Origin of the sequence: Klebsiella sp. A-Nf5, from assembly GCF_002810545.1 — a bacterium.
In the GTDB taxonomy this organism is placed as follows: Bacteria; Pseudomonadota; Gammaproteobacteria; order Enterobacterales; family Enterobacteriaceae; genus Klebsiella; species Klebsiella variicola.
This window is the reverse complement of sequence record NZ_PIOG01000274.1, coordinates 1-19,969: the sequence shown is the minus strand read 5'-3', so window position 1 is coordinate 19,969 and position 19,969 is coordinate 1. Positions and strand designations below refer to the sequence as shown.

The following is a 19,969-nucleotide window of genomic DNA, read 5'->3' as shown; positions in this document are numbered from 1 at the left end:
GGATACACTAATTATAGGCTACCTGATGATTAATGGGAATGGCAGGAAATGTAAATCAACAGCGAATAAGTACGCTTTATCCGCTATTGATTTACTGGAGCATAATTTAACATTGATGGAGTGCGGCAATACGCTGGTTCATGGCGCGGGAATTATCAATGCCCAGCTTTTGCATGATATGGATACGATGGCTGTGAACCGTTTTATGGGCAATGCCGAGCAGGGCGGCAATACGCTTGTTATTATTGTTGGCAATCAGCAGTTCGAGGATCTGGCACTCCCGCGGCGACAGCTGTTTGCGCAACCTTCGTGGTGGCAGCTCGCTGGCGCCCTCTGCGCGCTTGACGATAGAAGAAAAAAAAGATAACGGACATTTTTCGCTAATAATCATAGCATTATCAACAGTTATCAACTCTCTGCACAGCCCGGCAATGTCGCTTTTTACTACCAGCACCGGCTGCTGGCAGCGCTGCAGGGAAAGGCGGAGCGCGTTCAGCAGGTCGACGATTCTGATGGCAGAAATATCCTTATTAATTAAATTGAAAATAACCGTCTGGGCCAGAGGTAGATGTTTCCCATGGATAACATCGCCATAACCCAGACGCGTGGTATTTTCATGGCTATCAATAAGGTAGTGATAGATTGAGTGACCAATGAGATTATCATTGGAGTACAGCAATATACTGTCCAAGGGTATCAGATTCTCTTTTTGCGCTTGGCTTCTAAGATCAGGTCCAGCAGTATCTTCTCTATTCTGCGCTGGTCGTCGAGATGGCGGAACTTAAACTGACAGGATATCTGGTAGTAGCTTTCACTCTCTTCATTGGCGTCATCAAGGGTGATAACAATGACATTCTTTACCACCAGGTCGATGGTGATCTCACCATATTCCGCAAGCATCAGCACAGCATTTTTCAGCAAGGCGTTATGGTTGAGAAATTTCAGATTCGGCGTCCTGGTGATCAATGCGCAACCGCCATCTGAAATGTCTTTGATGTCGAAAAGATAGTTTTCGCCATTTTTATGGCGACCGCGGCAATAAAAGTCATGTTCGTGGCGTAAACGAAAGCGGGGATCGCGGCGGCGCTGTACGACCTGCAGACATTCAGGCAAAGAAAAGGCGTAGCGGATACCTTTATCCACACCGCTATTGTCATGTTTTGTCAGGGGGGCATTAAACTCAATTTTCCCTGAATCGCTATGCAGGAGAAAGCGAATTTTATGCCCCGGCGGGATTTTGCGATGGGTCTGAATATGGAACTCGGCAAAATCCACACGTGTCAGTTGGGTTACGATACTCGTGTTGTTAAAAAATATTTCAATTTCAGTACGTTTGCGCAACTCCTCTCTGAAAATAGCAATAATTTCATACTTACTGGTCTTTATCGTTCCCTCTGTCATGTGCTTCCCTTGTAAATAGTTGTCGTGAGGCGTTTGATTTTTCTTATAGCAATAGCAACATTCTGATTGGGTTAATCAGATGTTTTTATGAGCGTTTGATGTTATTGACTATCTTTGCAGCCAGATTGATATGTATAAACTTGGAATTCGATATTGTGTTTCCTGTAATCAAGAGTTTCAAATTTTGGTCATGACAAAAACGACAACGGCCTCCATGCTGGAGACCGGTCGAAGGATAAAAACAGTAGTTTGATTAACGGGGATAATGAGAAAACGATCGTCGATCACACCCCATTTGTAAGATCTATAGTGCCAGCAGTGTTGAGGTTTTTCCAGGCAAATATTAAGGATAGATGTCGTTCCCCCCTTTCTCCCCACGGGTCAGGGGCGTGCGCGGGTGGCGATATTATCGAGGATGCGCAGGGCGTCTGCCGGCAGGACCAGCTGCGCGGCGGCAATATTTTCCGCCAGATGCGTGCGGGATGACGTGCCGGGGATCAGCAGAATATTCGGTGAACGCTGAAGCAGCCAGGCCAGGGCGACCTGCATCGGCGTCGCCTCAAGCGAGGCAGCGACCTCGTTCAGCTCCTGCGCCTGCAGCGGCGTAAAACCGCCCAGCGGGAAGAAGGGCACCCACGCGATGTGCTGCGCGGCCAGCGCATCGACCAGCGCGTCGTCGGCGCGATGGGCAATGTTATAGAGGTTTTGCACGCAGACGATGGGCGTCATTTTCTGCGCATCCGCGACCTGTTTTGCCGTCACGTTGCTGAGGCCGATATGGCGGATCAATCCCCGCGCTTTGAGCTCCAGCAGGGTAGTGAGCGGCGCCTCCAGCGAGCCTTCCACCGGGCCGTGGGGGCTGAACATACTGCGCAGGTTCACCACCTCCAGCACGTCGAGCCCCAGGTTACGCAAATTATCCTCGACGGCCTGGGTCAGCTCGGCAGGCGACATGGCCGGCAGCCAGTTGCCCTTCTCGTCGCGGCGGGCGCTAACCTTGGTGACAATACACAGGTCGTCAGGATAGGGATGGAGCGCTTTGCGGATCAGTTGATTGGTCACATGCGGACCGTAAAAATCAGAGGTATCGATATGGTTTACCCCGGCCTCGACGGCAGCCCGCAGGACGCGCACCGCCTCCTCGGGATCTTTCGGCGGGCCGAAGACGCCGGGGCCGGCCAGCTGCATCGCGCCATAACCCAACCGATAAACCTGGCGATCGCCGAGCGTGCCGCGACCGGATAAGGTGACACTGGACATACGAACTCTCCTTACGGTGGCTAAGCCGTAAGTGTAATCCGCTCAGGGGAAAGGGAAGGGCGAGAATGTTGTCAGAATGTGCGGCAGCGGCTCAGGAAAGCCGCTGCCGCCAGAGGCGATTAGCCGAAGAACATCACTGAAACGCAGAGCAGGCCGACCACCAGCGTAATGGCGTTACCCACCGAGCGGTACGGTTTAAGCGCCGGAATAAGCCAGGTGGACAGCGTGGGCATGATAAACAGGATCATGGCGATAAGCGGCCCGCTGATGGCGTAGATCATCGAAATGGCATTCGGGTTGATAAAGCACACCGCAAAGGTGAAGGCGGAGACCAGCAGGATCGACATCGCCCGATTGAAGGCGCGGCTCTTGCGCACGCCGACCAGCGCCAGCGAACTCTTGACGATTTCGCTGGCGCCTTCAATCACCCCGAAGTAGGTGCCAAGGAAGGATTTCGACATGGCAACCACGGCGACGATGATGCCGGTCAACGCCAGCCAGCCGGGCGCGCCTGGCACCATCGACAGGGCGGAGAGGATGGTCACCCCCTGATCGCGGGCGCTTTCAATATAGGTCGCCGGGATCGCCAGCAGACAGCTGAAGACGAAAAACAGCACGCTGGCGCAGATGATTGTGTAGGCCACTTTCATGATTTTTTTGCATTTACCCATGGCCAGGTCGCCATGTTTCTCCTGCTGGTCGATAGCAAAAGTAGAAATGATCGGCGTATGGCTAAAAGCGAAAACCATCACGGGAATGGAGATCCAGATCTGGTGGAGCGTGTGGGTGCTGAACTGCATCTGGCTGGTGAGGTGCTCGGGATGCCAGTCGCGGATTAAATAGAGGGAGAGAAACAGGAAGCAGGCGATAAGCGGGAAGACCAGAAAGCCCATTACCCTGATGGTGACCTGCCGTCCCATGAGAAAGATCAGGTTGAGGACCAGCACGACGCCCAGGCTTAGCAGCGCGCGCAGTGCGGGGGTCACCGGCGTACGGTGTGCCACCTGCTCGGCCAGCGAGTTGGTGATGGCCACGGCATAGATGAGCACCACGACGAAGAAGGCGAGGAAATAGAGGCCGGTGATCAGGTTGCCAATTTTCTTACCATAGTAGTGATTGACTGCGCCGGTGATCCCGGTTCCCGGCGCGATATTGGCCGAGAGAATAAACTGGCTCAGCGCTTTGTGAGGCCAGTAGGTGAGCGGCCAGGCGACCAGCGCGGTGATGAAAAGGACAATGGCGCCAGCCGAACCCAGCTGGATCGGTAGAAATAGCGTCCCAGCGCCTACTGCAGTGCCATATAAGGCAAAACTCCATAGAGTTTCTTCTTTAGACCAAATTTTAGACATTATGCGACTTTATCAACCGGTAAACCAAAAAAAAGGAGTGCAATTTACCATATTTATGGTTCGTCTGTTGCGATAGTTTTTGGTGATAAAGTCGCGGCGGATCGTGGAGGATCCGCCCGGGGCGCTACCCGCGCGCCGGCTGGCGTGGGCGGCGGCGGCGGATAACGCGCTCGCGTAGGGTGTCCCATACCCAGTTAAACGCCATGGTGTAGGGCAGGAAGAAGAGCATGAAGCCGATCTCCAGCATAAACGCCTGCAGCAGCGATACGCCCAGCACGATGGCCACCATGGTGACGCCAATGATGACGAAGCCGGTCTCAAAGCCCAGCGCGTGCAGCGCACGTACTTTCAGCTGGCGGGGAAAGCGGGAGACCGGCCACAGGCGATCGAACGCCGCGTTGTAGATGATGTTCCATACCATCGCCAGGGTGGCGAGCAGAATGCTCAGCCCGCCCATCTCGACGACCGAGCGCTGCATCAGCCAGGCGGCGGTAGGGGCGAGGATCAGCGTCGCCAGTCCTTCGAAGGTGATGGCGTGGATAACGCGTTCCGTGAGCGTCTTGCGCTGATGAGGGATCTGTTGCATGGCGAGCGACCTCCAGTTATAGCCTGAACAGGAAATTACCCGGCATTTTATGGAAAAATATGATAAACAAAAGATAGAAACCATCGATAAAGTAGATAGATTATGCGTTATTCCCCGGAAGCGTTAACCGCCTTTGTGGAGGCGGTCGACAGCGGATCGTTTTCCGCCGCCGCCCGTCGCCTGCGTAAAAGCCAGTCGACGATCAGTACCGCTATCGCCAACCTGGAGGCCGATCTCGGCATGACCCTCTTTGACAGGGCAACGCGGCAGCCGACGCTGACGCCGCAGGGGGAGCAGGTGCTGAGCTATGTCAAAGCGATCCTCGCCGCCAGCGAGCGGTTGGATGAGCTGGCGGTGTCGCTCGCCGGTGAGACGGAACCGCGGCTGACCTTCGTGCTCTCGGACACCCTGCACCCGGACGTGCTGGAAGATCTGCTGGTGCAGTTTGACCGCCGCTTCCCCCACACCGAGTTTGAGTGTTTGATTGGCGAAGACGAGGATGTGATCGATCTCCTGCAAAAAGCCCGCGCCCAGGTGGGGCTGATTGAGGCCAGAGATCGCTACCCGGCCGACATCGGCAGCACCCGCCTGCCGCTGCAGACGGCGATGGGCATTTACGTGGCGCCTGACCATCCGCTGGCGACGCAGGGCAAGGTCGTCTGGGATGAGCTGCGCAGCTGGCGTGAGCTGCGGTTGAGCACCTTTCTGGCCAGCGCTACCGAACCTGCCGCAGGTCAGGTCTGGTCGGCGCCAAACTACCTGCTGCTGCTCAGCATGGCAGTGCAGGGATTCGGCTGGTGCATTCTGCCCTGTGCGCTGGTGGCGGAGTTTGCCCCACAGGGCGGGCTGGTGGCGCTTGATATTCCCGGCTGGCCGCGGGCGATTTCGGTCGATCTGCTGTGGAATAAGAAAACGCCGCCGGGGGCAGCTGGCAGCTGGCTGCGTGAGCATCTGCAGCGGCGTGAACGTTAATAAAAAGCGGTTTCTTTGTGATTGGCTTCACTTTTTTTAAACAATTACAAAGTTTTTTGATAACAATTATCTAGTATATCGCTGTTTCTTTGCGCAAAAGCACGGGCAGGGGTAGAGGATGAAGGATGTCGTGATCGTCGGGGCGCTGCGAACGCCGATTGGCTGCTTTCAGGGCGCCTTATCGCGCCATTCAGCCGTCGAGCTGGGGAGCGTGGTGTTGAAAGCGCTGGTTGAGCAGACAGGGATCGATCCGCAGAGTGTGGATGAGGTGATCCTCGGCCAGGTGCTGACCGCCGGTACCGGGCAAAACCCCGCGCGGCAGTCCGCGATTCGCGGCGGGCTGCCTAACACCGTATCGGCCATTACCATCAACGACGTCTGCGGTTCCGGCCTGAAGGCTTTGCACCTCGCCACCCAGGCGATCCAGTGTGGGGAAGCGGATGTGGTGATCGCCGGCGGCCAGGAGAACATGAGCCGTGCCCCGCATGTGCTCACCGACAGCCGCACCGGCGCCCAGTTGGGCAACAGCCAGCTGATTGACAGCCTGGTGCATGACGGCCTGTGGGATGCCTTCAACGATTATCATATGGGCGTCACGGCGGAAAACCTCGCCCGGGAATACGGCATCAGCCGCGAACTGCAGGACGCCTGGGCGCTCAGCTCGCAGCACAAGGCACGCAAGGCGATTGATTCCGGCCGCTTTCGCGACGAGATTGTCCCGGTTATCACCGAGCATAACGGCGCCGCGCGCACTGTGGATACCGATGAACAACCGCGGGTGGATGCCAGCGCGGAAGGGCTGGCCAGCCTGCAGCCTACCTTCGACCGCCTCGGGTCGGTGACCGCCGGCAACGCCTCCAGCATCAACGACGGCGCGGCGGCGGTCATGATGATGAGTGAAGCCAAAGCCCTTGAACTGGGGCTGCCGATCCTCGCGCGGATCCGCGCCTTCGCCAGCGTCGGGGTCGATCCGGCGTTGATGGGTATTGCCCCGGTTCACGCCACCCGTCGCTGTCTGGAGCGGGCCGGCTGGCGGCTGGACGACGTCGATCTGATCGAAGCCAATGAGGCCTTCGCCGCTCAGGCGATCTCGGTTGGCCGGGTACTGGAGTGGGATGAACGGCGGGTCAATGTCAACGGCGGCGCGATCGCCCTCGGCCACCCCATCGGCGCCTCCGGCTGCCGGATTCTGGTGTCGCTGGTGCATGAAATGATCAAGCGTGATGCACGTAAAGGGCTGGCGACGCTGTGCATCGGCGGCGGTCAGGGCGTGGCGCTGGCGGTAGAGCGCGCCTGATGCGCCGACAGTCACACCTCACTGACCATGGCCTCCTGCGGGAGGCTTTTTTATGCGCCGCGCTTTGCCGAACCCTGCTTTTTTCTCCTGTATTTCACTTTCCCCTCAGCGAATTTATTGAGCTCCGTCACGTCTTGTTGTGCCACATTTTTTGAAACAAATAACTACGATCCTGGTCACTAAAACTAAGGTGCTTAAAAAATAAAATAACGTTTCATAAAAACGAAATGACATTTTATTTATTATAAGGGGTACCCTATGTTAAAACGATCTCTGGTTCTGGCCGCCCTCTGTGGTATGTCTTTTGCGGCGACTGCGGTAACGATAGATTTACGTCATGAATTTATTGATGGCGGCAAGAGCGATAAAAGTAATGCCGACCGCGTCTCCGTTTCCCACCGTTTTGCCAACGGGCTAGGCTTTACCGTCGAGGCCAAATGGCGTTCGGGTGGAGACAACGGCTCGCAGCCCTATTCAGACGTGGTGGGTAATGGTCATGAAGACACCATCAGCTGGCGCTGGAAAGCAACGTCGAACTTTTTCCTCACCCCCGGGTTTACCATTGAGAGCAACGACAGCCGCTCCATCTACAAGCCGCACCTCCACGTGCAATACAGCTTCGACAACGGCTTCTATGTCGCCGCTCGCTATCGCTATGAATACACCCGCTATCCGAACAACGCCGGCAAAGATGATGACAAAGTTAACCGCGGCGACGCGTGGGCCGGGTTTGCGCTCGGCGACTGGCGTACAGAGCTGAACTATGTCTATGCCCGCAGTTCCGAAGGGGTCAGCCGTAACGACAACAAACCCTACTCGCAGGAATATAACGTGAAGGTGGCTTATAAGCTGGATAACAACTGGTCACCGTATGGTGAAATTGGCAACGTCGGGGTGAACGACCGCAGCGATCGTCAGACCCGCTTCCGCGTTGGGGTTGCCTACTCGTTCTGACAGACCATTCAGCCCTCATCGTTTGTTTTCCCCGGCGCCGTCAGCCGGGGTTTTTTATGGGTGAAAGAGAAGGGACAAAAAAGCCCTCCGCGAAGGAGGGCAAGGCCAGTGACAGAAAGACGTGTGGCGTGGATCAGGCGCTCAGCATTGGCGGATGCTCGGGTAATTTCGCGATATAGATGGCCGGTTTACCGTCTTTATCGGAGCTGAACAGAATGGCGCTGTCGTCCGGGGTAAACGAGGGGTGTGGGTGAGTCACCTGACGGCTGTTGGCCACCGTCGCCCACGAGGTATCATGACGCGCGACGCGGAAGTAGCGTTTTTGCGCCACGTTAAAGACATACAGATAAGGATCGTTATCAATGGAGTAGCCGCCGGTATCTTTGACATCCACCGGGGTCCCTGAGCCATCGCCCACCAGCAGCGTGCCGTCGAAATTGCTCATCAGATGCGAGCAGGCCGGCATCGTCATCAGGGCCTCGTTGACGCCGCTTTCGGGATCAAAGCGATAGATAGTCCGCCCCTGCTGACCTTTCAGATAGGAGACGTAGATCAGCGCCGAACCGTCCGGTACCCAGAATTCATGGGTGCAGCTTTCGCCCGGGGCATGCGTTTTCACTTTGCGGACGTGGCTGCCATCTTCATTGACCAGCCACATGCGGGCATCCACCAGATCGTGCGGCCCTTCATGGCAGAAGGCGACGGTGTGGTCGTCGAAGGGACGATAGATCGGGTGTCCCAGCCAGATTTTTTCCTCATGGATCACCTGGCTCTCTCCGCTGTGCAGGTCGACGCGCAGCAGGCGGCAGTGCGGTCCTTTGTGGAAGAAGTCATGGAAAATCTGCCAGTCGTTGAGCGGCGTCCAGTCGCTTTTCGCAATCTCAATGCCCACCAGTTTGCTGCAATCGCTGTTTGCCACCCAGGTGCCGTAGCCGACCCAGTCATCACTGACGCGATAAACTTCGCGCTCGGCGAGGGTGGTCAGGTTCACCTCCAGCAGGGTGCGGTCATTTTTCACATAGTAAAGCGACTTATCGTCCGGGGAGAGGAAGCCGCCGAAGGTGTTATCCCCGGCGCCTTCCGTCAGCTGGATGGCCTCGGCGCTGGCGATATTCAGCAGATAGTAGTTCCAGTGGCCGTCAAACTCGCCGGCGAACAGTAAATGGCTGCCATCGTTAAAAAAACACTTCTGATAGAAGTAGTTGCGATGACAGGTGACCTCCGGAGGGGTTAAGCGGGTAACTTCCGCTCCGGTATCCGGATCGTGGCTGACCTGATAATTCAGTTTGACCCGCATGCCTTTAGCCATGTAGTGCTCCTTTCTTTCCTGCGATGCCGCTGGACCAGAGGCGTGTCGCTGAGTGATGTGTTTTAAAAGATGAGTGTTAATTTATCAAAACATCGTTTCATTATTTGTGATGCCTCACGCAGTTCAGCGTAATTCCCGCATTTTCAGCGACCTGTTGGCCTGTCTTCTGCCGTCTTTCCAGACAACCGATTGAATCATCATCCTTTTAAAATCGCTTCCGGCCCGGCGCATGCCGCCAGGTGCCTTCGCTTTTTCTTTTTTTGCAATCGACATCATAAAAAATGAAACATCGTTTTAATTATCATTGAAAATGACAAGGGGCGGGGCTAAGATGGCTCCCATCAGCAAAACGGAACTCTGTTTTATTTTCATTATGGTGGGCTATGCCCGAGAGTTCGCCCCACGCTCAGCTCCGCCATCGGCGTTGGCCGGGCCGAGAGAACCTTGCCTGCATGCAGCAGGCTCTGAACGATTAAGGAACACATTATGATTCTTGATGCATTCTCCCTGCAGGGAAAAGTGGCCGTCGTGAGCGGATGCGATACCGGTTTAGGTCAGGGAATGGCCCTCGGGCTGGCGGAAGCGGGTTGCGATATTGTTGGTATCAATATCGTCGAGCCAGTGGAAACCATCGAGCGGGTGACGGCGCTGGGACGCCGCTTTCTCAGCCTGACCGCCGACCTGCGCCAGATCGACGGTATCCCCCAGCTGCTGGAGCGTGCGGTGGCCGAGTTCGGCCATATTGATATTCTCGTCAATAACGCCGGGCTGATCCGCCGTGAGGACGCGCTGGCGTTCAGCGAAAAGGACTGGGACGACGTCATGAACCTGAACATCAAGAGCGTATTTTTTATGTCCCAGGCGGCGGCGAAGCACTTTATCGCCCAGGGCAACGGCGGGAAAATCATTAACATCGCCTCCATGCTGTCTTTCCAGGGCGGGATCCGCGTGCCATCGTATACGGCGTCCAAAAGCGCGGTGATGGGCGTGACCCGCCTGCTGGCGAACGAATGGGCCAAACACAATATCAACGTCAACGCCATCGCCCCGGGGTATATGGCGACCAATAACACCCAGCAGCTGCGCGCCGACGAGCAGCGTAGCAGCGAAATTCTCGACCGCATTCCCGCCGGGCGCTGGGGCCTGCCGGCCGATCTGATGGGGCCGGTGGTATTCCTTGCCTCCCCAGCTTCCGATTACATCAATGGCTACACGGTGGCGGTGGACGGCGGCTGGCTGGCGCGCTAACCTCCCTCCGCGACGGCCGGGGCGGTGAGTATCGCACCGGCCGAGTGAGCAATTATTGTCCATATCAAGAAGTGATAATCGTCCATATTCCATATCGCCTGATTAATGTTACTGCCCTGTATGAACAGGGCTATTCACTATGACAAAGGCATTTTTTGTTACTTCGAAAGTTTAATGTCCATCACAAAACCTCTCCTGCCAGCAAAATAGTCCATATCTTTGGCTTATCCAGCCTGACAAACTCCTCCGCCAGTCACGTACTTTCGTCCTATGTCTTTCTCTGTGTGGCAGGAATAAAAATGACTTCAATCAGTAACGACTCTGCATTAACGCCGCGGACGCAACGTGACACCCGGCGGATGAACTGGTTTGTTTCTATCGCTGCGGCGGTGGCGGGGTTGCTCTTTGGCCTGGATATCGGCGTGATATCCGGGGCGCTACCCTTTATTACCGACCACTTCACCTTATCCAGCCAGCTTCAGGAGTGGGTGGTCAGCAGTATGATGTTGGGGGCGGCGATCGGTGCGCTGTTTAATGGCTGGCTGTCGTTCCGCCTTGGCCGTAAATACAGCCTGATGGCGGGGGCTGTGCTCTTTGTTGCCGGCTCTATCGGCTCCGCTTTTGCCGCCAGCGTGGAGGTGCTGCTGATGGCCCGCGTGGTATTGGGGGTGGCCGTCGGGATCGCTTCTTATACCGCGCCGTTGTATCTCTCCGAGATGGCCAGTGAGAACGTGCGCGGGAAAATGATCAGTATGTATCAGCTGATGGTGACCCTCGGCATTGTGCTGGCGTTTCTTTCCGATACCGCCTTTAGCTACAGCGGTAACTGGCGCGCCATGTTAGGCGTGCTGGCGCTGCCGGCGGTGATCCTGATTATTCTGGTGGTCTTTTTGCCGAACAGCCCGCGCTGGCTGGCGGAGAAGGGGCGTCATATCGAAGCGGAAGAGGTGCTGCGGATGCTGCGCGATACCTCGGAAAAGGCGCGCGATGAACTTAACGAGATCCGCGAGAGCCTGAAGCTGAAGCAGGGCGGCTGGGCATTGTTTAAGATCAATCGTAACGTGCGCCGGGCGGTGTTCCTTGGCATGCTGCTACAGGCGATGCAGCAGTTTACCGGCATGAACATCATCATGTACTACGCGCCGCGTATCTTTAAAATGGCGGGCTTTACCACTACCGAACAGCAGATGATCGCCACCCTGGTGGTGGGCCTGACCTTTATGTTTGCCACCTTTATTGCGGTGTTCACGGTGGATAAAGCGGGTCGTAAGCCGGCGCTGAAAATCGGCTTTAGCGTGATGGCGCTGGGCACCCTGGTGCTGGGCTACTGCCTGATGCAGTTCGACAATGGCACAGCCTCCAGCGGCCTCTCCTGGCTTTCCGTCGGCATGACCATGATGTGTATTGCCGGGTATGCGATGAGCGCGGCGCCGGTGGTGTGGATCCTCTGCTCCGAGATCCAGCCGCTGAAATGCCGCGATTTCGGTATCACCTGCTCGACCACCACCAACTGGGTGTCGAACATGATCATCGGCGCCACCTTCCTGACGCTGCTTGACGCGATTGGCGCCGCCGGCACCTTCTGGCTCTACACGGTGCTCAACGTGGCCTTTATCGGCGTCACCTTCTGGCTGATCCCGGAAACCAAGAATGTCACCCTCGAGCACATTGAGCGCAACCTGATGGCGGGCGAGAAGCTGCGCAACATCGGTAACCGTTAATGTGAGGCGCGCGGCAACCACGGGCTGGCGACTTTGCGCGTCTCCCGATGGTTGTCGCCATGAATGATATGCAGGGCGCTCAGGCGCCCGATGTCGTAGTGCGGCAGCTGCACCGTGGAGAGCGGCGGCAGAAATAGATCGCCAATGCCCACCATATTGTCGTATCCCACCACCGCCACGTCCTGTGGAATGCGTAACCCCTGACCCAGCAGCGTCTGATAGACCATAAACGCGATGCGATCGTTGCCGCAGATCACCGAGTCAAAGCCAGGTTTACCCTCGCGGATATGCGCCAGCACCACCGTCGGGATATCGTGGTAATGCTCATCGCCCTGGCCCATATACGAATGGATCAGATGGTCCGGTTCGATACCCGCCTCCCGGCAGGCGCGCTCCAGCCCCTGGCGGCGGCGGATCGTCGCCAGCTGGCTGGCGGGTAAGTGCAGGCACAGCGGACGACGATAGCCAGCGGCAAGCAGGGCTTTTACCGCGTCGTACTGGCCCTGTTCATCGTCCGGGATATAGCTGGCCACCGGCTGGCTGAGGCTTTCGCAGTTGGCCAGCACGCAGGGCAGGGTCAGCAGTTTGTCCGGCAGCGGCACCTGGCGCAGGCCCATGGTGGTGAAGATGATGCCGTCCGGACGGTGGGAGAGGAGCAGGTCGACCACCGCTTCCGGGCTATCGTCCGAAAACATGTTGACCACAAAGCTGTTCCAGCCATGGGCGCGGGCGGTCTCTTCGATCGAGAGGGTGATCTCCACCGAAAAGGGTGTGGTGACGGTATCCAGCGCCAGCACGCCGATGGTGCTGGGGGTGGCGCGCGCCCCGCGGATCTTCTTCGCCGACAGGTCGGGGACGTAGTTGGTCTCGGCGATGGCGGCCTGCACGCGGGCCAGGGTCTCCGGCTTGAGCCGCTCCGGGGTGTTCAGCGCCCGCGAGACGGTCATCAGAGATACATTCGCCAGTTTTGCTACATCTTTCAGAGACGCCATTTTTTCCTCCGCCGTGGCTGCAGAGTACAGGCTATACAACTAAGTCGCTGATGTAAAAGAGTGAAACGATTTTCTGCTATCGCCGTCGTGAGCGCTGTTGCGGTTAATATTTGATCGCGATCGCATCTCCATTATGTTAACGTTAACTTTTGTGATTAACATCATGTATCGCAGCAAATCCCCCTGCGTTTTGTTTTTTGTTAACGTTACCATAATCGCATTCCTCTAACACGAGAATGTCATGATGAAAGCGCATCACTCACATAGCTACCCGTTGCTCAGTGCCTTACTGTTTTTCTTTTTCGTGACCTGGTCGTCATCCGGCTCCTTGCTCTCCATCTGGCTTCACCAGGAGGTTGGGCTGAAGGCTGGCGATACCGGCTTCATCTACGCCGTACTGTCGGTTTCCGCGCTGTTTGCGCAAGTTTGCTATGGTTTCATCCAGGATAAGCTGGGGCTGCGCAAACATCTGCTCTGGTATATCACCGCGCTGCTGATCCTCTCCGGTCCGGCGTATCTGCTGTTCGGCCACCTGCTGAAGATTAACGTCCTGTTAGGCAGCATCTTCGGCGGGATCTACATCGGCCTGACTTTTAACGGCGGTATTGGCGTGCTGGAATCCTATACCGAGCGCGTGGCGCGTCAGAGCCAGTTTGAATTCGGCAGGGCACGGATGTGGGGCTCGCTTGGCTGGGCGGTGGCCACCTTCTTCGCCGGCCTGCTGTTTAACATCAATCCGCAGCTTAACTTCCTCGTCGCCAGTTGCTCCGGGCTGGTGTTCTTTATCCTGCTGGCGCGGCTGCGGGTCTCCTCGGCGCCGCATGCGATGCAGGAAGCGGTATCGGGCGGCAAGGTGACGCTGGAAGATGCGCTGCGTCTGCTGACGCTGCCGCGGTTCTGGGCGCTGGTCTTTTTCGTCATCGGCACCTGCATCTACGGCGTCTATGACCAGCAGTTCCCGGTCTATTTCTCATCGCAGTTCGCGACCCTGCAGGAAGGCAATGAGATGTATGGTTATCTCAACTCCTTCCAGGTGTTCCTCGAGGCGGCCGGCATGTTCTGCGCGCCGTGGCTGGTGAACCGCATCGGTGCCAAGAACGGCCTGATTTTTGCCGGCATGGTGATGGCGATGCGCATGGTGGCTTCCGGCCTGGTGGAGGGGCCGCTGCTGATCTCCATTACCAAACTGCTGCACGCGGTGGAGCTGCCGATACTGCTGGTGGCTATCTTTAAGTACAACAGCATCAACTTCGATAAACGCCTCTCCTCCACCCTCTATCTGGTGGGTTTCGCCTGCACCAGCTCGATCATTGCCAGCATCTTGTCGCCGCTGGCGGGCTACAGCTATGAAAAATATGGCTTCGCCCAGTCCTATCTGATCATGGGCCTGCTGGTGTTCTGCACCACCTTTATCTCCATCTTCTTGTTGCGCTCCGGTAAATCCTCGGCCGATCCGCTGGTGTCGCAACCTACCGCTATCTGAATCAAAAAGAGTGAAAATGATGACTTACACAATCTCCCGGGCTGAACAGGTACTGCAGAAACAACGCCAGGCGCTTAATCTGCGCTGGTATCCACACTATCACCTGGCGGCCCGCGCCGGATGGATTAACGACCCAAACGGTCTGGTGTGGTTCGACGGCTGGTACCATGCCTTTTATCAGCATCACCCGTATTCCACCCAGTGGGGGCCGATGCACTGGGGGCACGCGCGCAGTAAGGATCTGGTGCACTGGGAGCACCTGCTGGTGGCGCTGGCGCCGGAAGGGCCGGAAGATAAAGACGGCTGCTTCTCCGGTTCGGCGGTGGTCGATGGCGATACCCTGGCGCTGATTTACACCGGGCATAAGTTCCACGGCGATCCTGGCGACGAAGCCAATCTGTATCAGGTGCAGTGTCTGGCCACCAGCCGCGACGGGATCCACTTTGAGCGCCAGGGGATGGTGGTCGACACCCCTCCAGGCATGCACCACTTCCGCGACCCGAAGGTCTGGCGGGAAGGGGATAGCTGGTACATGATCGTCGGCGCGCGTGAAGGCGATACCGGCCAGGTGCGGCTGTACCGTTCAACCGATCTGCGCCAGTGGCAGGATGCGGGCGTGCTGGATGAAGCGGAAAGCACCATGGGTTACATGTGGGAGTGTCCGGACTTCTTCACCCTCAACGGTAAGCGCGTCCTGATGTTTTCCCCACAGGGGATGCAGGCCGAAGGGTTCCGCAACCGCAACCTGTTCCAGAGCGGCTATCTGATCGGCGAGTGGCAGCCGGGGCAGCGTTTTATTCGCCACGGCGACTTCCGGGAGATGGACCACGGCCACGATTTCTATGCCCCGCAAAGCTTCGCCACCCCCGATGGCCGGCGGATCGTGATTGGCTGGCTGGATATGTGGGAATCGCCGCTGCCGGAGCAGCAGGACGGCTGGGCGGGCATGCTCTCCCTGCCGCGCGAGCTGAGCCTGAGCGCGGATAACCGCCTGCAGATGCGCCCGGCGAAAGAAGTGGAGAGCCTGCGTGGCGCCTGGTTCCCGTGGCCGGTCAGCACCCTGAACAACCAGCAGACGACGATGGTCGACAACTGCGAGGCGATGGAGGTGCACCTGCGCTGGGACTGCGCCCGCAGCAGCGCTGAGCAGTATGGTCTGCGCTTTGGCGATGGCCTGCGCATCTACGTGGATGCCCAACAGCAGCGTCTGGTGCTGGAGCGGCATTATCCGCAGTTTGGCCTGTGCGGGACGCGCAGCGTGCCGTTGACCGCCGGGGCGGATCTCAACCTGCGGATATTTTTCGATAGCTCTTCGGTTGAGGTTTTCGTCAATGATGGCGAAGCCTGCCTGAGCAGCCGTATCTATCCGCAGGTCCCTTGCCGTGAATTAGCGTTATTTGCCTGGAGCGGCTCAGCTGCATTAACTGAAGCCGGCGCCTGGCAGCTCGAATAATAATAAGGCTGTTGTCGTTAATAACCCGTCTTTGACGATGGGCGGGTTATTATTGCCTGCATCGTCGTGCGTTACCCATTAATAACAAATTCAGTTCATTCCATAATAAAAGGGTTTACCGATGAATAAAATCTGGGTCGGGTGTTTTCTCACGTCTCTGTATCTGCCATCCGTTATGGCGCAGGCGCCGTTATCGCTGGAGGAGCGACTGGCGCAAATGGAGCAGCGGTTAAAGGCAACGGAGGCGCGCGCCGCCAGCGCAGAGGCGGAAATTAAGACACTGAAAGGCCAGCAGCAGGCCACGACGGTCGCCCGCGCGGCGCCGGCTACGCCGCGCCTGCAGCTAAACGACAATGGCGAATTAAAATTTTATGGCGACGTCGAATTTAACCTCGATGGCGCCAGCCGCACCGGCAGTCTGACGTCGGTCAAAACCAGCGCGAATAAAAGCTGGGCGCCGGGCGATAAAGAACGCTGGGATATTAATGGTCGTATTCTGCTGGGGATTGACGGCAGGCGTAATGGCGCTGATGGGAAATATGCCGGATTCAGCGTACAGCCCCTGGCGGATATGGATGGCAAAATGAATCTCGACGATGCGGTATTTTTCTTTGGTCAGCAGGATGACTGGGAAATAAAAATAGGCCGCTTTGAAGCCTGGGATATGTTCCCCCTGAATCAGGACACCTTTATTGAATATTCGGGCAATACCGCTAACGATCTCTATTCCGACGGCTATGGCTATATTTACATGATGAAAGAGGGACGCGGGCGCAGCAGCAGCGGCGGCAACCTTCTGTTCAGCAAAACGGTGGATAACTGGTATTTCGAGGTTAATACCCTGGTGGAGGACGGCAGTTCGCTGTTTGTCGATCAGAACTATCACGGTAACGCGCTGGAAAACCGCAAAAATGTGGTGTACGTGCGGCCGGTGGCGGTGTGGCAGTCCGGCGCCTGGTCGGCGGCCGCGGCCGTAGAGAGCAACCTCGTCAACAATGCTTACGGCTATCAGAACCAGAGCGGACGCTGGGTCGACCAGTCAAACCGCACCGGCTACGGGCTGACCATGAGCTGGAACACCCTGAAAAGCGACCCGCAGGATGGGGCGGTGGTCAATCTGAGTACCGCCCTGCTGGACGCGGCGGACGAAACCGACTTCAGCGCCGGAATTAACGCCCTCTGGCATCGCGTAGAGCTGGGCTATATCTACGCGCATAACAAAATCGACCAGTTCAATATGGCCGGGGTGACCAGCGAATGTGATGGCAACTGCGCAATTCTCGCGCCGGGGCGCTATGACATCCATACCCTGCACACCTCCTGGCAGTTGCCGAATATTATGGCGATGCCGAACTTCAATATTTACCTTGGCGCCTATGCTTCGTGGCTCGATTCCACGGCAGCGAAGAGCGGGAATCCCGATGAACGCTACGGCGCTCGGGTGCGTTTTAAATATTTTTTCTGACAGGATACTCAGGCAGGCTCTCCCGCGGCGGATGCCGCGGGAGCGTTCAGACGGGCAGGTTAGCGCATCGCGCGGCGCAGAATGCGGTCGGTCTGGCGCTGGAAGTCCTCGGCCGCTTCTTCCACCGACTTTTTACCGTAGTCGATGTACTGCAGGGTGGTGCCGAACTGGGCGACAATCTGCGGGTCGTCGAAGTACGGGGAGACCGGCAGGGTCGTGGGCAGGGATTGTGCCAGTTTCAGGCCAGACACCGCCGGATCGTCGGCTTTGATGATCCCGTCCTCGGTCAGGTAGTTGACCGCCGCTTTACTCAGTGGTACCCCACGCTCCAGTCCGAGAATATCCACCCCTTCTTTACTGTTCAGCAGGAAGTTAATCACTTTCGCCGCCGCCTGCGGGTTTTTCGTCGATTTGCCAATCGACAACATTTGCGCAGGCTTGAAGAACAGTCCGGCATCAGTGGCGCCCGGCAGCATCGGGTATTCCCCCAGCACCAGCTTCGCCGGCGGCTTCAGGTTATCGGAATATTTGTTGATGGTGGAGTTCCACATGTAGGTGCCGCCCCATTCACCCTGGATCCACGGCTTCATCTCGTACATGTTGCTCTTGCCAAATGAGGCATAGTAGCGGGTGTCCGGCATCACATGGCTGTCGATAAGCTTCTTATACATGCCGAAGAAATCTGCCCACTGCGCTTTGCTGTAGGAGAATTTGCGACCCTTCTCATCGATGGCCGGCTGATTGTATTTTTGCACCATATAAGAGTTGAGCAGCGCCAGCACGTCCTGGTGTTCGAGCACGACCGGGTAGTACTGTTTCCCGAGCTTGCTTTCGAAGGTTTTGCCCGCCGCCATAAGCTCATCCCAGGTTTTCGGGAAGGCGATGCCCGCCTTTTTCCACGCTTCGTCGTTAAAGTAGAAGACGCGGGCGGTGACGGAAATGGGAATACCGTTAAGCTTGCCGTTGACCGTGGTGGACTGCAGCTCTTTGGCATCGAACTGGCTGAGGTCGATCTCGTCTTTCAGGGTATTGAGATCGTAAAAGCCATCGCCATTTTTCGAAAAGATCGGCAACCAGTTCCAGTTGGTCTGCATCACGTCAGGCTCAGTGCCGCCGGCAATCTGGGTGGTCAGGCGCGAAAGATGGCCGTCCCAGCCGGTGTATTCTGCTTTGACGTTGATATCTGGATGTTGTTTGTGGAATTCCTCCAGCGCCTTGAGGGTGACCTGATGGCGGCCGTTGCCCCCCCACCAGGACATACGAAGGTCGACATCCTTCGCCATTGAAGGTAATGCGGTAAGGCCCAGAGTGGCGGAGATGACGGCGCTTAAAAGCACGTTTTTCATTTTAATACTCCAGTGTTCACAGAGAGAGGTTCTGTTCGGTTTTCGCGTCAAAGATGTGACACTTATTGAGATCAAATTTGAAATACACCTTGCGATGAAGGCCCTTCTCGAGCATGGGTTTCGCTTCATCGGACGGCACGCGGGCGGTCAGCTCATAATCAGCAACCTTCAGATAAACAAAGAATTCATGTCCCATGTTTTCCACACGTACCATTTCACCCGTGCAGGAACCCTCGGCAAAGGGTTCATCGGAGAGAGAGACAAACTCCGGGCGCACGCCAAAGAAAACCTGCTGATTCTTATGGGTCTCAACTTTGCTTTGCAGCAGGTCGTTGAGCGGCAGTCGCTGATCGCCCAGCGTCAGATGCAGGCGACCGTCGTGCTCAACCAGCTGGCTGGGGCGAATATTCATCTCCGGCGCGCCGATGAACCCGGCGACAAACATATTTTTCGGCTGGTGGTAGAGATTGTCTGGCGTATCAACCTGCATAATGTGGCCGAGCTTCATCACGCAGATGCGGTCGCCCATGGTCATCGCTTCCGTCTGATCGTGGGTGACGTAGACGGTGGTCGCCGGTTTGCCGGATTTTTTCAACTGCTTATGCAGATCGGAAATGCGGATCCGCATCGAGGCGCGCAGTTTGGCGTCAAGGTTGGAGAGCGGTTCGTCGAACAGGAAAACGTCCGGTTTTTTGACGATCGCCCGACCCACCGCCACGCGCTGCGCCTGGCCGCCGGAGAGCTGGCGCGGCAGGCGATCGAGCAGTTCTTCCAGTTCGAGAATTTTCGCCGCTTCTTCCACCTGTCTGTCGATTTGCGCCTTCGGCAGCTTGCTCAGCTTCAGGCCGAAGGCGAGGTTTTCGCGCACCGTCATATGCGGATAGAGAGCGTAGTTCTGGAACACCATCGCGATGCCACGTGATTTTGGCGCCAGGTTGTTGACGATTTTGTCCCCAATCCGCACCTCGCCGCCGCTGATGGTTTCCAGACCCGCCAGCATGCGCAGGGTGGTCGATTTGGCGCAGCCGGAGGGGCCGACGATCACCATAAATTCGCCATCGGCAATCTTCAGGTCGATACCATGCACCGCTTTAAACCCGTTGGAGTAAACTTTTTCCAGTTTGTTGAAAATG

General features: G+C 56.7%; 19 protein-coding genes. 9 read left to right on the top strand and 10 right to left on the bottom strand.

Annotation, left to right across the window (positions count from 1 at the left end; all coding sequences use genetic code 11):
- Positions 1-106 precede the first annotated feature (106 nt).
- The 5 genes from CWM53_RS28050 to CWM53_RS28030 all read right to left on the bottom strand — a co-directional run bounded on the left by CWM53_RS28050 (position 107) and on the right by CWM53_RS28030 (position 4,596).
- A complete protein-coding gene (locus tag CWM53_RS28050) occupies positions 107-679 on the bottom strand; it encodes a LuxR C-terminal-related transcriptional regulator (RefSeq protein WP_100631292.1) in 573 nt (190 codons plus the stop codon).
- Positions 680-696: 17 nt separating this feature from the next.
- Positions 697-1,401 carry a transcriptional activator MrkH gene (mrkH, locus tag CWM53_RS28045; protein WP_061153394.1) on the bottom strand — a complete coding sequence of 235 codons (705 nt, stop codon included), beginning with the start codon at positions 1,399-1,401 and terminating at the stop codon, positions 697-699.
- A gap of 381 nt (positions 1,402-1,782) precedes the next feature.
- Positions 1,783-2,661 (bottom strand): aldo/keto reductase family oxidoreductase, encoded by an 879-nt coding sequence (locus CWM53_RS28040; protein ID WP_100730063.1) that lies wholly within the window; start codon positions 2,659-2,661, stop codon positions 1,783-1,785.
- Between the two features lie 119 nt (positions 2,662-2,780).
- Positions 2,781-4,010: an amino acid permease gene (locus CWM53_RS28035; protein ID WP_100730064.1), complete on the bottom strand. Its 1,230-nt coding sequence runs from the start codon at positions 4,008-4,010 to the stop codon at positions 2,781-2,783.
- A gap of 124 nt (positions 4,011-4,134) precedes the next feature.
- Complete coding sequence (locus CWM53_RS28030; RefSeq protein ID WP_061153397.1) at positions 4,135-4,596, bottom strand: multidrug/biocide efflux PACE transporter; 462 nt, start codon at positions 4,594-4,596, stop codon at positions 4,135-4,137.
- 102 nt (positions 4,597-4,698) lie between these two features.
- Between CWM53_RS28030 and CWM53_RS28025 the strand changes: the two genes are divergently transcribed.
- The 3 genes from CWM53_RS28025 (at position 4,699) to ompK26 (ending at position 7,819) form a co-directional block, all read left to right on the top strand.
- Positions 4,699-5,568: a LysR family transcriptional regulator gene (locus CWM53_RS28025; RefSeq protein WP_100730065.1), complete on the top strand. Its 870-nt coding sequence runs from the start codon at positions 4,699-4,701 to the stop codon at positions 5,566-5,568.
- Between the two features lie 118 nt (positions 5,569-5,686).
- A complete protein-coding gene (locus CWM53_RS28020) occupies positions 5,687-6,865 on the top strand; it encodes an acetyl-CoA C-acetyltransferase (protein ID WP_008806357.1) in 1,179 nt (392 codons plus the stop codon).
- 258 nt (positions 6,866-7,123) lie between these two features.
- The gene (gene ompK26, locus CWM53_RS28015; protein WP_012967271.1) at positions 7,124-7,819 is read left to right on the top strand and encodes a KdgM family porin OmpK26; all 696 of its coding nucleotides are present in this window, start codon (positions 7,124-7,126) and stop codon (positions 7,817-7,819) included.
- A gap of 133 nt (positions 7,820-7,952) precedes the next feature.
- Here ompK26 and CWM53_RS28010 read toward each other — a convergent pair whose 3' ends face one another.
- Both CWM53_RS28010 and CWM53_RS31505 read right to left on the bottom strand, forming a co-directional pair.
- Positions 7,953-9,128, bottom strand: coding sequence for an oligogalacturonate lyase family protein (locus CWM53_RS28010; RefSeq protein WP_012967272.1), 1,176 nt, complete (start codon positions 9,126-9,128; stop codon positions 7,953-7,955).
- 123 nt (positions 9,129-9,251) lie between these two features.
- Positions 9,252-9,404 (bottom strand): hypothetical protein, encoded by a 153-nt coding sequence (locus tag CWM53_RS31505; protein WP_165784155.1) that lies wholly within the window; start codon positions 9,402-9,404, stop codon positions 9,252-9,254.
- A 210-nt stretch (positions 9,405-9,614) separates the two neighbouring features.
- On the opposite strand from CWM53_RS31505, the gene kduD reads away from it, so the two are divergent.
- Together kduD and araE are read left to right on the top strand one after the other, a co-directional pair.
- On the top strand, positions 9,615-10,376 hold the full coding sequence (gene kduD / locus CWM53_RS28005) for a 2-dehydro-3-deoxy-D-gluconate 5-dehydrogenase KduD (protein ID WP_057213035.1): 762 nt from the start codon (positions 9,615-9,617) through the stop codon (positions 10,374-10,376).
- 299 nt (positions 10,377-10,675) lie between these two features.
- The gene (araE, locus tag CWM53_RS28000) at positions 10,676-12,097 is read left to right on the top strand and encodes an arabinose-proton symporter AraE (protein WP_061153401.1); all 1,422 of its coding nucleotides are present in this window, start codon (positions 10,676-10,678) and stop codon (positions 12,095-12,097) included.
- Here araE and CWM53_RS27995 read toward each other — a convergent pair.
- Complete coding sequence (locus CWM53_RS27995; RefSeq protein WP_100631295.1) at positions 12,094-13,089, bottom strand: LacI family DNA-binding transcriptional regulator; 996 nt, start codon at positions 13,087-13,089, stop codon at positions 12,094-12,096. The genes araE and CWM53_RS27995 overlap by 4 nt on opposite strands.
- A 94-nt stretch (positions 13,090-13,183) precedes the next feature.
- Here CWM53_RS27995 and CWM53_RS31500 point away from each other — a divergent pair, with 94 nt between their 5' ends.
- The 4 genes from CWM53_RS31500 to CWM53_RS27980 all read left to right on the top strand — a co-directional run bounded on the left by CWM53_RS31500 (position 13,184) and on the right by CWM53_RS27980 (position 17,490).
- Positions 13,184-13,318: a hypothetical protein gene (locus CWM53_RS31500; RefSeq protein WP_165784157.1), complete on the top strand. Its 135-nt coding sequence runs from the start codon at positions 13,184-13,186 to the stop codon at positions 13,316-13,318.
- Between the two features lie 12 nt (positions 13,319-13,330).
- Positions 13,331-14,572 (top strand): MFS transporter, encoded by a 1,242-nt coding sequence (locus CWM53_RS27990; protein WP_074387650.1) that lies wholly within the window; start codon positions 13,331-13,333, stop codon positions 14,570-14,572.
- Positions 14,573-14,591: 19 nt separating this feature from the next.
- On the top strand, positions 14,592-16,025 hold the full coding sequence (locus CWM53_RS27985) for a glycoside hydrolase family 32 protein (RefSeq protein WP_100730080.1): 1,434 nt from the start codon (positions 14,592-14,594) through the stop codon (positions 16,023-16,025).
- 121 nt (positions 16,026-16,146) lie between these two features.
- Positions 16,147-17,490 carry a carbohydrate porin gene (locus CWM53_RS27980; RefSeq protein ID WP_100730066.1) on the top strand — a complete coding sequence of 448 codons (1,344 nt, stop codon included), beginning with the start codon at positions 16,147-16,149 and terminating at the stop codon, positions 17,488-17,490.
- A 59-nt stretch (positions 17,491-17,549) separates the two neighbouring features.
- Here CWM53_RS27980 and CWM53_RS27975 read toward each other — a convergent pair whose 3' ends face one another.
- Together CWM53_RS27975 and CWM53_RS27970 are read right to left on the bottom strand one after the other, a co-directional pair.
- The gene (locus tag CWM53_RS27975) at positions 17,550-18,836 is read right to left on the bottom strand and encodes an ABC transporter substrate-binding protein (RefSeq protein ID WP_061153405.1); all 1,287 of its coding nucleotides are present in this window, start codon (positions 18,834-18,836) and stop codon (positions 17,550-17,552) included.
- 16 nt (positions 18,837-18,852) lie between these two features.
- Positions 18,853-19,968: an ABC transporter ATP-binding protein gene (locus CWM53_RS27970; RefSeq protein ID WP_227521739.1), complete on the bottom strand. Its 1,116-nt coding sequence runs from the start codon at positions 19,966-19,968 to the stop codon at positions 18,853-18,855.
- Between the last annotated feature and the right edge of the window lies 1 nt (position 19,969).

What these genes read in the sequence shown, in the direction of transcription:
- araE (WP_061153401.1), top strand. Translation starts at nt 10,676, where the DNA reads ATGACTTCAATCAGTAACGACTCTGCATTAACGCCGCGGACGCAACGT.
- CWM53_RS28040 (WP_100730063.1), bottom strand. Translation starts at nt 2,661, where the DNA reads ATGTCCAGTGTCACCTTATCCGGTCGCGGCACGCTCGGCGATCGCCAG.
- CWM53_RS28030 (WP_061153397.1), bottom strand. Translation starts at nt 4,596, where the DNA reads ATGCAACAGATCCCTCATCAGCGCAAGACGCTCACGGAACGCGTTATC.
- CWM53_RS28020 (WP_008806357.1), top strand. Translation starts at nt 5,687, where the DNA reads ATGAAGGATGTCGTGATCGTCGGGGCGCTGCGAACGCCGATTGGCTGC.
- CWM53_RS27975 (WP_061153405.1), bottom strand. Translation starts at nt 18,836, where the DNA reads ATGAAAAACGTGCTTTTAAGCGCCGTCATCTCCGCCACTCTGGGCCTT.
- CWM53_RS27995 (WP_100631295.1), bottom strand. Translation starts at nt 13,089, where the DNA reads ATGGCGTCTCTGAAAGATGTAGCAAAACTGGCGAATGTATCTCTGATG.
- ompK26 (WP_012967271.1), top strand. Translation starts at nt 7,124, where the DNA reads ATGTTAAAACGATCTCTGGTTCTGGCCGCCCTCTGTGGTATGTCTTTT.
- mrkH (WP_061153394.1), bottom strand. Translation starts at nt 1,401, where the DNA reads ATGACAGAGGGAACGATAAAGACCAGTAAGTATGAAATTATTGCTATT.
- CWM53_RS27990 (WP_074387650.1), top strand. Translation starts at nt 13,331, where the DNA reads ATGATGAAAGCGCATCACTCACATAGCTACCCGTTGCTCAGTGCCTTA.
- CWM53_RS27985 (WP_100730080.1), top strand. Translation starts at nt 14,592, where the DNA reads ATGACTTACACAATCTCCCGGGCTGAACAGGTACTGCAGAAACAACGC.
- CWM53_RS27980 (WP_100730066.1), top strand. Translation starts at nt 16,147, where the DNA reads ATGAATAAAATCTGGGTCGGGTGTTTTCTCACGTCTCTGTATCTGCCA.
- CWM53_RS31505 (WP_165784155.1), bottom strand. Translation starts at nt 9,404, where the DNA reads ATGATGTCGATTGCAAAAAAAGAAAAAGCGAAGGCACCTGGCGGCATG.
- CWM53_RS28025 (WP_100730065.1), top strand. Translation starts at nt 4,699, where the DNA reads ATGCGTTATTCCCCGGAAGCGTTAACCGCCTTTGTGGAGGCGGTCGAC.
- CWM53_RS28010 (WP_012967272.1), bottom strand. Translation starts at nt 9,128, where the DNA reads ATGGCTAAAGGCATGCGGGTCAAACTGAATTATCAGGTCAGCCACGAT.
- kduD (WP_057213035.1), top strand. Translation starts at nt 9,615, where the DNA reads ATGATTCTTGATGCATTCTCCCTGCAGGGAAAAGTGGCCGTCGTGAGC.
- CWM53_RS28035 (WP_100730064.1), bottom strand. Translation starts at nt 4,010, where the DNA reads ATGTCTAAAATTTGGTCTAAAGAAGAAACTCTATGGAGTTTTGCCTTA.